The 12,229-nt window shown below is 29.0% G+C and carries 13 protein-coding genes; 3 read left to right on the top strand and 10 right to left on the bottom strand.

All coding sequences use genetic code 11. The features are described from left to right. Positions 1-48: 48 nt before the first annotated feature. The 10 genes from ABXT63_RS01695 to rpsF all read right to left on the bottom strand — a co-directional run bounded on the left by ABXT63_RS01695 (position 49) and on the right by rpsF (position 10,185). Positions 49-909: a DMT family transporter gene (locus ABXT63_RS01695; protein WP_415321282.1), complete on the bottom strand. Its 861-nt coding sequence runs from the start codon at positions 907-909 to the stop codon at positions 49-51. Further along, positions 906-1,835, bottom strand: a complete 930-nt coding sequence (gene gshB / locus ABXT63_RS01700) for a glutathione synthase (protein ID WP_415321284.1) — start codon at positions 1,833-1,835, stop codon at positions 906-908. The genes ABXT63_RS01695 and gshB overlap by 4 nt, the downstream gene beginning before the upstream one ends. Next, the gene (locus ABXT63_RS01705) at positions 1,825-3,120 is read right to left on the bottom strand and encodes a glutamate--cysteine ligase (RefSeq protein ID WP_415321286.1); all 1,296 of its coding nucleotides are present in this window, start codon (positions 3,118-3,120) and stop codon (positions 1,825-1,827) included. Before ABXT63_RS01705 ends, gshB begins: the two co-directional genes overlap by 11 nt. A gap of 81 nt (positions 3,121-3,201) precedes the next feature. Further along, complete coding sequence (purF, locus tag ABXT63_RS01710; RefSeq protein WP_415321287.1) at positions 3,202-4,650, bottom strand: amidophosphoribosyltransferase; 1,449 nt, start codon at positions 4,648-4,650, stop codon at positions 3,202-3,204. A gap of 8 nt (positions 4,651-4,658) precedes the next feature. After that, a complete protein-coding gene (locus ABXT63_RS01715; protein WP_415321289.1) occupies positions 4,659-5,183 on the bottom strand; it encodes a CvpA family protein in 525 nt (174 codons plus the stop codon). 7 nt (positions 5,184-5,190) lie between these two features. Further along, positions 5,191-7,575: an efflux RND transporter permease subunit gene (locus ABXT63_RS01720; RefSeq protein WP_415321290.1), complete on the bottom strand. Its 2,385-nt coding sequence runs from the start codon at positions 7,573-7,575 to the stop codon at positions 5,191-5,193. A 21-nt stretch (positions 7,576-7,596) separates the two neighbouring features. Then, a complete protein-coding gene (locus ABXT63_RS01725; protein ID WP_415321292.1) occupies positions 7,597-9,015 on the bottom strand; it encodes a replicative DNA helicase in 1,419 nt (472 codons plus the stop codon). Between the two features lie 67 nt (positions 9,016-9,082). Further along, a complete protein-coding gene (gene rplI, locus ABXT63_RS01730) occupies positions 9,083-9,541 on the bottom strand; it encodes a 50S ribosomal protein L9 (RefSeq protein WP_415321293.1) in 459 nt (152 codons plus the stop codon). Next, positions 9,542-9,817 carry a 30S ribosomal protein S18 gene (gene rpsR / locus ABXT63_RS01735; protein WP_415321295.1) on the bottom strand — a complete coding sequence of 92 codons (276 nt, stop codon included), beginning with the start codon at positions 9,815-9,817 and terminating at the stop codon, positions 9,542-9,544. Positions 9,818-9,819: 2 nt separating this feature from the next. Next, complete coding sequence (gene rpsF, locus ABXT63_RS01740) at positions 9,820-10,185, bottom strand: 30S ribosomal protein S6 (protein ID WP_415321297.1); 366 nt, start codon at positions 10,183-10,185, stop codon at positions 9,820-9,822. 86 nt (positions 10,186-10,271) lie between these two features. On the opposite strand from rpsF, the gene fabD reads away from it, so the two are divergent. The 3 genes from fabD to ABXT63_RS01755 are packed head-to-tail and all read left to right on the top strand — an operon-like array spanning position 10,272 to position 12,222. Then, positions 10,272-11,204, top strand: coding sequence for an ACP S-malonyltransferase (fabD, locus tag ABXT63_RS01745; protein WP_415321299.1), 933 nt, complete (start codon positions 10,272-10,274; stop codon positions 11,202-11,204). Further along, entirely contained in the window at positions 11,197-11,934 is a 738-nt protein-coding gene (fabG, locus tag ABXT63_RS01750; RefSeq protein ID WP_415321301.1) for a 3-oxoacyl-[acyl-carrier-protein] reductase, read from the top strand. The genes fabD and fabG overlap by 8 nt, the downstream gene beginning before the upstream one ends. Before the next feature lie 48 nt (positions 11,935-11,982). Next, the gene (locus tag ABXT63_RS01755; protein WP_415321303.1) at positions 11,983-12,222 is read left to right on the top strand and encodes an acyl carrier protein; all 240 of its coding nucleotides are present in this window, start codon (positions 11,983-11,985) and stop codon (positions 12,220-12,222) included. Positions 12,223-12,229: the final 7 nt, after the last annotated feature.

Consider the following 12,229-nt stretch of genomic DNA (forward strand, 5'->3'; position numbering starts at 1 on the left):
CGTGCATATTTGTGATCTACTTGTAAATCAAGTCTTTATTATGATGATCTATGAATTTTTTAATTTAATAAATGAGTGAATTGCAATGGCAGTAATAATGACAGCTCCACCCTGCATAGTTTCAAGACTAGGTTGTTCCTTAATAATTAGCCATACCCAGATAGGTCCAATAATTGTCTCTAATAGGAAGAATAAGTTTACTTCAGCAGCAGGTATAAACCTAGGGGCTATAGTCACTAATACAAAGGGTATAGCAACACACATAATACACATTAGCGGAACTATAATTAAGTCACTATCCATCAATGCAAAACTTTCAATAAACAGTAGAGCAAACATTGCTACAATCAACTTTCCAACAACCGCTGCAGGAATTAGGTTCTTATCCTTTGCAGATCTAATAGTAACTGCACCAACAGCCAAACCTAAAGCAGTTATTAAGCCTAATATATCTCCAAAAAAGTTACCTAATTGTATTGAATTGTAGAATATATAAATAGCAGCTGTAAAAGTTACAAATATTGTAATCCATGTTTTTATATCAGGTAATTCTTTTAAAAATATTGCTCCAAGTATTGCAGATAACATAGGAGCCATTGCAATCATAACTAATGTGTTTGCAACATTAGTATTTTGTATCGAAACAACGAAAGTAATATTGGTCACAGAAAAAGTACCAATATAAAGTAAACCATGATAGCCGCTTGAAAAAAGCATTTTAAAGAAATTTAATTTATAAATTAATAACATTCCAAAAAATACAGTGATGAAAGGAATAAGACCTCGATAAAAAACAAGCCCCCAGGTATCAACATTAGAAAGCCTTATAAATAAACTATCAGGCGTAATAAACATTACTGCAACAAATGCGAGTAAAGAACCTTTTTGTTGTTCAGATAAATTGTTCAAGCCCTTAATCCTTTCCAAAATACTTTTGCAAGATTAATATTTGTAAGGTCATAAAAAGATTTTAATCCAGTAGGAGAAGTTACATTAATATCTCCATTTAATTTTTGATCAATAAAATCAATCCCAGAAAAGTAGATATCATTTTTTTTAAGATTTTTGCCAATTAAATTTGAAATTTTATTTTCTGTTTTTGTTAATTTTACAGAAATAGGTATGGCTCCTTTACTCATGTTACTTAAAAAAGATCCTTTCTTTGGAACTCTAGAGATGGCTCCACAAACTTTACCATTAATTATAAAAACTCTTTTATCTCCAAACTTAATTTTAGGTAAAAACTTTTGGCACATAATATGCCCATGTTTTTTTATAAAGCTTGTAATTAATTTAGTATTTATTTTATTTTGAAATAAGTGAATATCATTTCCACTAAAGCTGTGAATAGGTTTTATAATCATTTTTCTGTTTTTTGAAAAGAATTTATTAATTTCATTAATATCTTTTGTGAAAATTGTATCTGGCATATATTTTTGAAAAAATGTTGAATATAGTTTTTCAGAGATATTTCTAATAGATGTTGGGTTATTAATAATTTTAACTTTATTCTTTATTTTATCTAAAATGTAAGTTGTTGAAATGTATTCTAAATTAAAAGGAGGATCTTGACGTATCAAAATATACTTACATTGTGTAAGTTCTAGTTTCTGCTGATTTAATATTTTAAAAAAACGTTTATTTGAATAATTAAACTCTACATAATATCCGTTAGCTACGACCTTATCGTTGATTATTGATAGGTCTTTTGGTTCGTAATAAAAAATTTTGTATTTTAATCTTTGTGCTTCAATGGCTAGAAATATACTAGTATCAGTTAGAGGTTTTAATTTTGAAGGGTGATTACCTTGAATTGCAACTATCCTATTTGTCATATAAATCGTTTAAATTTTCATTCTTAGAAAATTTATCTATCATATGATCTGCGTTTGTTGTCTTTTTATCAATCAGTTTATCTAGATGATTTAAAAACTTAGCCTCATTATCATTAGATTTACTCAAAATATCTCTGTTTAATAATCCTTTTCTAGAAATACCAAGGAGCAAGGATGACCAATGTAATAGATCTTTTCCCATCAACTCAGTGTTAAAACCTTTTTTAGGTGCTTCTAGGTACGCATTAATTATTTTATTTTTATCCCACTTAGAAACCAATTCGTAAGCCTCATCTAAGTTACCATATAAAATTCCAGTATTAAAAGCAGGTCCAGAACATAAACAGTCCCAGCCACAAGTATCCATTGATCTTAATTCTATATATTTCTTAAGTCTATTTTCTGTAAAAATTGTGCTTAGGTGAGTGGTTAAATCGTCTTCAGTCGGAAGCCTGTTCTTAATTTCACTAATTTTCCCATTCATGAAATCAGAAAATGAATAAGCACTTCCTGATAAGTATTCTTTTTCGTTTTGAATAAATAATAAAGGAAAGTTTATTGAAAAATCTGCATATTTTTCAAAATCCATATTATCAAAAAATACTTCAGGTAAACCCCCTCTAGATGTTTCTTGCCAAACTTTAGATCGATAAGAGCTGTAACCACTATTTTTCTTTTCAACAATTGAAGAATTTGCAAATAGTGCAATAGATATAGGAACTATAGAATTTATTATCTTAAACTTTTTAATAAAATCTTTTTCAGAATCATAATCTAAATTAAGTTGTGTACCACAAGTCCTATACATCATGTCTAAGCTTAAAGAACCACCATTAGGCATATCTTTAGTCATTACTTGATATCTTTGTTTTGGATTATTAGGAACTTCACTAAGGCTTGAAATAGGATCAAAACCAGCACTAATAATTTTTAAATTTAATTTTTTAGTTACTTGTTGTAACTCAAATAAGTAATCATGAGATTCAGCACAAGCCTCATGAATATTATTTAATTTATCTCCCGATAATTCAATTTGATTTCCAGGTTCTAGGGTGATGCTTTTTCCTTGCTTCTGCAACCCAATAATATTTTCTTTTTCCATTATTGACTTCCATCCAAACTCACTTAGTAGTGAAAACATTTTAAGGATAGTAGGGTAGTCTACTCTTTTGTTTGTTTTTTCATCAAATAAAAATTTTTCATGCTCAATACCAATTTTAAAATCTTTAATATCTTTAATTCCAGATTCAAAATATTTGATTATGTGTTTTTTGTGAGTGATCATTGATTTATATATAAGGGTTTAATGTTCATTTTAAAGTCTTTATGTTCAGACTTTCTTTATGAGAATTATATGATGGTTAATTTAGTTATTCGAAGCAGTACTTAGCAATGATAATTGAGTAATTTTATCATCACCCAGCTCGTCTATAGGTTTAACAGGGTATTCACCTGTAAAATAATGATCTGTTAATTGAGGATACGTGTCATTACGTTTTTCAAATCCTATTGCTCTATACAAACCCTCAAGCGATAAAAAATCCAAAGATTTAGCACCTATATATTCACAAATTTCTTCATTTGTTTTGTTTGCCGCAAGAAGCTCTTTTTTAGTTGGTGTATCCACTCCATAAAAGTCTGGATATCTAATTTCTGGACAGGCAATTTTAACATGAACCTCTTTTGCACCAGCGTCATAAAGCATTTTAACAATTTTATGTGAAGTTGTTCCTCTAACTAAAGAGTTGTCTATCAAAATAATTCTTTTATCTTTAATTGTAGATTGATTAGCATTTAATTTTAATTTAACCCCCAAACTTCTAATCTTTTGACTGGGTTCTATAAAAGTTCTTCCAACATAATGATTTCTAATTAAACCTAATTCAAAATTAATTTTTAAGTGTTGAGCAAATCCAAGTGCTGCAGCATTTCCTGAGTTTGGTACAGGAACTACTATATCTGCATCAATTTTATTTTCTTTAGCAAGTTCTATTCCAAAGTTTTTTCTATGCTCATAAGCCGATTTTCCATCTAATAAACTATCTGGTCTTGCAAAGTAAATATATTCAAAGACACAAGGTCTAACTTTTCTTGCAGGGAAAGGTTTAAAGCTTTTTAACTCATTGTTTTCAATCAAAACAATTTCGCCGTTCTCTACGTCTCTTACGTACTTAGCCCCTATAATATCTAGTGCGCATGTTTCAGATGCCAAAACGTAACTGTCTTTTATTTTACCAATAATTAAAGGCCGTATTCCATATGGGTCCCTAACACCTATTAACGTACTTTGTGTAAGCATAACCAGTGCGTAGCCACCTTGTATTTGAAATATTGCATCAATAACCTTATCAACTGTGTTGTTTCTTTTTGATTTTGCAATTAATTGAACAATTGTTTCAGTATCTGATGTTGTGTAAAAAATTGCACCGTCTTCAACTAACTTATTTCTAAGTGTAACAGAATTAGTTAAATTTCCATTATGTGCAACGCCAATACCACCTGCATTAGTATCTGCAAAGAAAGGCTGGATATTTCTTAAGGTATTTTCACCAGTAGTACTATACCTGTTATGACCAATAGCATATTTCCCAAGTAAATTTTTTAATACTTTTTCTTTGTTAAAGTTATCTCCAACCAAACCAAATCTTTTTTCTGAATGATATTTTTTCCCATCAAATGATACAATCCCACAACCTTCCTGACCTCTATGCTGAAGTGCATGAAGACCTAAAGCAGTTAGGGCAGCAGCATCATTACTATTGCTTATACCAAATACACCGCATTCCTCTTTAAGTTTTGGATTAAAGTTCTTCAATTTTTTCTTTAGAAATCTTGATAGTTTTTTTCATTTGGGAACTCTTTCAACAAATAATTACTACCTTTTTCTATGTATGGAAAGGTGTATGATTTATCAGTATTAATTGGCCATTTACTATAATTATACACAATATCTATAGCTGAAAATAAACAAATACAGATTACATAACTTCGAATAAATCCAAAAAATAAGCCAAATAAGGAATTGAGTCTTCCTAATCCCACAAATTTTACTGTTTTACTAATAGCCTTGTTCGCAATTAGAATAATAAAGACCACTAAAACAAAAATAGTTATACTAAGTGCAATATCTAAGACATATTCACTATCAATTATATTTTTAAAATAAGGCTTAGCTTTTGGAAAAAGAATTAAAGTTACAACATAAGCTAACAACCACTTTGAAGCTGACAATAAACTTAAAACAAAACCTTTACTGTAACACTTGATGACTGAAAAAAATGTAATGATTAAAAATATTAGATCTATTAAAGAGACTGCTTGATAAAAATCTATTAAAGCATCAAGCATAATGACTTTATTTTCCGAATGGTTTACTTATTAAAATAAGAGAAGGCAGTAAAGTTAATACTGAAATCATTGCTAGTAGCATTGCTAAACCAGTAAATATACCAAAGTAAATTGTTGGTATAAATTTAGAAAAAACAAGAATTGAAAAACCAAAGACAATAGTTATTGAAGTATTTAATATTGCAACACCTACTGTTGCGTGACAAACTTTTAGTGTTTTATTATACTCTTTATTTTTTAAGAACTCTTCTTTAAATCTATAAATGTAGTGAATACTATTATCTACTGCTATCCCGATAGTAATAGCAGCAATAGTAATAGTCATCATATCAAGTGGTATCCCAAGCAGACCAATAATTCCCAAAATAAAGAAAGCTGCAATAAAATTAGGAACAACACCAATAAGAGACAGTTTAAAATTTCTAAATAAAATCATAAACATAGCAAAAATTCCAACCATAACCAAACCCAATGTTAATATTTGAGATTTAAAAAGACTTTGGAGTAAATTATTAAATAAGATTAAAACACCAGCTAGTTTAAACTCTTCCTTGTTAAGTTTTAATTTATTCTCAAGGTCATAATTTATTTGGTTTATTAAATCATTTCTTCTTAAACCATCCTGTGAGTCAATAATTCTAAGACTTATCCTAGCTTCATTATCTTTTATGGATATATAGGGATCTATAATATCTTTTTTTATACTTTCTGGAATTTTTGAATAAAGAACACCCATTTCTAAGGTTCCAAGTGGTTTGTTGTTATTTAACTGTGTAGCAACTTCAATGATTGAGCTAAATGATAAAACTTTTCCAACCGCAGGAAGATTATCTAAATAATTATGAACATTTTGAATTTTTTCAATTTTATCTTTAGTAAACCAGTATTTTTCATCATCTTTACCAACTTCATCATCCCAGCTTTCAAACTCATCATCTTCGGTAGACTCAACAGCGACATTCTTCGGAAATTTTAATATAACTTCTAAAGGTGTAGTGCCACCTAGTTTTTTATCAATAAGTTTCATGCCTTTATAAATCTCAGTATTTTTATTAAAATAATTTATAAAACTGTTTTCAACTTCAAGCTTGCTTATACCAACAACGCTTAAGGCAACAACCAAACCTGTTACTAAAAAAATTAAACTTTTATTATTAATAGAAATTTTACCAAAAAAAGAAGTAATTTTAGAATCTGTATCTTCTTTAACTTTCACTTTATTGTTAGACATAAAGCTCAGTAGAGTAGGGAGCAAGGTAAATGTAATGATAAAAGAAGTTATTAACCCTAAAGTCATCATCCACCCAAAATCAATAATAGGCTTGATGCCACTAAATACCAAAGATAAAAAAGCACATATAGTTGTAAGAACTGTGTAAATGATCGGCCAAAACATCTTGCTAGTTGTCATTGTAATAATTTTTAAATTATCTAAATTTGGAAAATCTTCTCTTAATTGTAGAAACCGTGTACTCATATGAATATTCATTGCCATAGTTAGAATTAACATTAGAGCAATAAAGTTTGAAGATATAACAGTAACCTTCCAACCTAAAAGACCAAGTAGACCCGTCATAATTAAAACTGAAAAAAAGCAACTACTAATTGGAACAATAATCCAAATTAGCTTTCTAAATATAAACCACAGAGTAGCGATAATAAATAAAAGAACTCCTAAACCAAAAACAATAATATCACTTTTAATAAATGACATCATATCATCTGTTATCATTGGAATACCTCCTAAGTATATTTTACCAGCATCTCCATAGTTTTTAATGACCTCTCTTATTTGAGTGATATTTTCATGATTTTTCTTTTTTAAATTATTTTTATAGTCTTCAATTTCTTGAGCTGTTTTATTTTCAATATCTTTTAGTTCGTCTTTTTTTATATAAACAATTATTCCACTTGTTTTACTATCTTCACTTATTACAAAATTTCTAAAAACTGGACTATTTAATATCTCTTTAAATCCTCTTTCAGTATCAACACCCTCATCTTTTAAAGTTTTAAAACTTTCCAATCGTTCTTGAAGAGGTGCTTCAGAATTATTTAACAAAGGCACATCTAGCAATGTAACAACATTATCAACCCAATCTAGACTTTGGATTTTATATTTTAAACTTAAAAGATTATTAATAGAAGATTCAGTTACCATCCCTTCATTAGGAGAATAGGTTAAGATTAAAAACTCTTTAGAACCATATCTTTCAGTGATCTCTTTTAAATATTCAAGATCAGGATCGCCTTCAATTAATAGAGTGTCAGATGAGGCATCTAGTCTAAAATCTTTAGAAAAATACCCAAAACTTAAAAGGGTAATTAATAGGAGTACAAAAATTGATTTAGGATTTTTTAAAACAATATTTTGATAAAATAGAGACAGCATTCACAACTAATATATTGGATATTAGTTAATTTGAGTATCTTTAAATTTGGTAAACATTGCTTCAAATTCTACCATAACATTACCTGTTGGGCCGTGTCTTTGTTTTCCAATAATAAGCTCTGCTAGATTTGACACTTCATTCATTTTTGCTTGCCATTCAGCATGCTCAACAGTTGCAGGTCTAGGTTCTTTTCTCTCTAAGTAATATGCCTCTCTATAAACAAACATTACAACGTCAGCATCTTGCTCAATTGATCCAGATTCTCTTAAGTCTGATAATTGAGGTTTGTGATCATCTCTTTGCTCTACTGCTCTTGATAGCTGTGATAGAGCAATCACAGGAAGTTTAAGCTCTTTTGCCATTGCTTTAAGGCCTTGAGTGATTTCAGAAATCTCTTGAACTCTACCGTCTCTATTATTTCCTGATCCTCTCATCAATTGAATATAGTCTACAACAATTAAATCTAAACCAAATAATCTTTTAATACGTCTTGCCCTGTTGCTCATGGCAGCAATACTGATAGCTGGCGTTTCATCTATATACAAAGGTAGTTCAGATATGTTTTTTGATGTTTCAATAAATTTATCAAACTGCTCATCAGAAATTCTTCCTCTTCTAATGTCATTTGATTTAATTCTAGATTGTTCTGCTAAAATTCTGGTTGACAATTGTTCAGAGGACATCTCAAGTGAAAAGAAAGCAACTGCAGATTTTTTTCCTTTTTCCTGCAATTTTTGTGCAGCATTAAAAGCTATATTTGTTGCTAAAGCAGTTTTACCCATTGATGGTCGACCTGCGATAATGATTAAATCTGAATTATGAAGTCCACCCAATCTATCATCTAAATCTCTTAGACCAGTAGGAACACCAACAATGCCTTCATCATTTTGATATGCAGCTGAAGCCATCTCAATAGTTTGTTTCATAGCTTCATCAAATTTAACAAGTGACGAATTGAAAGAGCCTTTTTCTGCAAGATCAAATAATAATCTTTCTGAATTTTCAATTATATTTTGACCATTAACATCAAGGGCATTTAATTTTGCAGCATCAATAGTATTTTCAGATATCTTAATTAATTCTCTTCTAACAAACATATCATAAATAATCCTTGAATATTCTATTGCTTGTCTTGGTGGGGTAGAAAATTTTGTAACTTTTACTAAATACTCAGGAACATTTAATTCGTCCTTTTCATTTTCAAAATAATTCTTTAAGGTTATGGGGTTCGCAAGCATCCCCTTGTAAATTAAACTTTCAATTGCTGAAAAAATACTTTGATGCATGGGGTCATAAAAGTTAATACTAGAAACGATAGTATTTATTTCATCAAACGTTTCATTTTGAACTAATATTGATCCAATTACTGCCTGTTCTGCTTCAATATTGTTTGGAAGCTCTTTAAAAGTATCTTTAACTAGGCTAAGGTTATTTTCCATAAACAAATCTTATCTCAATTAAGATTTAAAAATATAACAAATATATGCTGGGGAAAAAATTGTATAATTATTGAATAGTTTCAGCTGAAACTACATTAATGGTAATTTCAGAATCTATTTCAGAGTGTAAAATAATTTTAACTTTAAATTTACCAAGTGATTTAATTTCAGTTATGGGTTGTATCATTGAAGGTTTAATATCTAATTTTTCATTTTCTTGTATTAGTTTTGAAATCTCAGTTGGTTTCACTGACCCGTAAAGTTCTTTGTTTTCTGTATTTAATTTCTTTATTTCGTATTCTTTAGCATTAATTTGTTCAGAAATTTTTTGAGCTTCTTTTTTCTTTTCAGCATCTTTTTTGCCTAGCTCAGATTTTATCTTTTCAACTTCTGCAATATTTTCTTTTGAAGCGTAAAGAGCTTTTTTATTTGAAATTAAAAAATTTCTAGCAAATCCTCTTTTTACATCTATTATCTCTCCAATAGATCCAATTCTTCTTAAGTTTTCTAAAAGTATAACTTTCATTTAAATCAACGCTAAGTTTCTAGCTCTCTTAATTGACAGGGAAAGCTCTCTTTGTTTTTTTTGTGAAACATTTGTAATTCTCGATGGTAAGATTTTACCATTTTCAGACATATATTTTTTTAATAATCTAATATTCTTATAATCAACCTCTGGAGCACCTTTTGATGATAAAGGGCAAGACTTTTTAAATTTATATTTGTTAGGTTGAAAAATACTTAATTTTGCAAAGTTACTTTGTTTACCTTTTTTACTTCCTGCTCTTTTTTTTGATGGCATAATTAGTCTCTATTATATTCTTTTTTAAACTCTTTTTTTTCGTAATCATCTTTTTTTGAAAAATATTTAGCTTCTAGATCAAATTTTTTTACCTTAACCGTCATGTATCTTAGAAGGTTTTTATCAATAGCTTCATTCTTTTCTAATTCATCAATGATTTTTCCAGAACCTTTGATTTTAAAGTGCATATAGATGCCTTTTTTATTTTTTTTAATAATATAGGCTAAGTTTAATAGACCCCAGTCCTCAGTTTGTACTATTTCCCCATCATTTTTCTCTACTATTTTAGAATATTTTTCACTTAATAATTTAACTTGGGCAGGGCTAGTGTCTTGTCTAGCAACTATTGTATGTTCATATAAATTCATAATTGTTCTTTAATAAAAAATGAGGATATACTATTATAATAATTGAATTACAACACTTAAAACCATAATAAAATTTAGATATTTAAATGTTTTCTGTTATTTTTCCAGGTCAAGGCTCACAATTAGTAGGAATGGGTAAAGACTTACACGATAAATATAGTCTAGTGCAAGATTTATTCAAGGAAGCCGATGATACACTTGGATTTTCACTGTCAAACCTTGTTTTAAATGGCCCTAAGGAAGATTTAGACCTAACAGAGAACACTCAACCAGCAATATTTTTGCTAAGTTACGCCATATTTAAGTTGATTAAAGAAGAGTTTAAAATTGACTTAGGTAAAGCTAAATTTTATGCTGGCCATTCTTTAGGTGAATATTCTGCACTGACAGCTGCTGGAGCGTTATCATTTTCAGAGACTTTAAAGATATTAAAAATTAGAGGGAAGGCCATGCAAAACTCAGTTCCAAAAGGGGTAGGTGGAATGGTTGCAGTTTTAGGGTCTGAAATTGAATTAATAGAAAAAATTATTGATAAAAATAAAAATAAATATGAATGCTATATTGCAAATGATAATTCAGTAGGACAAATAGTGTTAAGTGGTAAAATTGATGATTTAGAAAAAATGATGATTGATTTAAAGGCTGCAAATATTAGAAATATTAAACTGCCTGTGAGCGCTCCATTCCATTGCAAATTAATGAATAAAGCAACACTTGTGATGAAAGAAGAAATGGTCAAATTAGACTTTAAAGAACCTAAAAATACTCTTATTTCAAATGTTACAGGAAAAGAAATATTTGATTCAAATGAATTAAAAGATTTATTAGTTAAACAAATTGAAAGTAGTGTTCGTTGGCGTGAAAGTGTTTTGTTAATGATTGAAAAAGGTATTACTCAATTTATAGAAATAGGCCCTGGTAAAGTTTTGTCGGGTTTAATAAAGAGAATTGATAAAAAAGTTAAAGTTAGTGCAATAAATACAGAAGAAGATATAAGGTTAATTAATATTAATGAATAGTTTAAAAGATAAAAATATTATAGTTACAGGAGCTTCAGGTGGAATTGGCAATTCTATAGTTGAAAAGCTAAATGAATATGGTGCAAACATTTTAGCCACAGGTACAAGACTTGAAAAATTAGAAGAGTTAAAAGTAAAATTTAAAAAAATAAAGATTACTAAATTTGATATATCCAAGCATGATCAAATTGAAGAATTTATAGAAAATGCAACTAAAGAGTTGGGTGGATCATTAGATTGTATAATTAATAATGCTGGTATTACAAAAGATAACCTAACTATCAGAATGAGCTTAGAAGAGTGGTCAAAAGTTATAGATATTAATTTAACTTCAACATTTTTAATGTGTAAATATTCTATTAAAAAAATGCTTAAGAATAAATCTGGAAAAATTATCAATATAACATCAGTAGTTGGACACACAGGCAATGTAGGGCAAGCTAACTACACAGCATCTAAAGCTGGCATAGTCGCAATGTCGAAAAGTTTAGCAATTGAATACGCTAAAAAAAATATAAATGTCAACTGTATATCACCTGGTTTTATAAGTACCGCAATGACAGATAAAATTGATGAAAAATATAAAGAAGCAATAATAGCAAGAATTCCATCTAATAGACTCGGTAAACCAGAAGATATTGCAAATGCAGTTACTTTTTTAAGTTCTAGCCAATCTGACTACATTAATGGAGAAACATTACATGTTAATGGAGGCATGTATTTGGGTTGACAAAATTGCTTTTTGAACTATTAACGAAATATAACAAAAAGGAACATTATGTCAGAAGATATTTCAAACAAGGTTAAAAAAATTGTAGCAGACCACCTGGGTATAGATGAAGCAAAAGTATTGGATGATTCAAGTTTTATAGATGATCTTGGTGCGGATAGCTTGGATACAGTTGAATTAGTGATGGCTTTCGAGGAGGAATTTGGTTCAGAAATTTCTGATAGCCAAGCAGAAAAAATTCTAACTGTAGGTGATGCTGTTAACTTTATAGCAGGCAAAACAAACTAGAATTCAC

Source organism: Candidatus Pelagibacter sp. Uisw_092, assembly GCF_047729545.1.
GTDB lineage: Bacteria > Pseudomonadota > Alphaproteobacteria > Pelagibacterales > Pelagibacteraceae > Pelagibacter.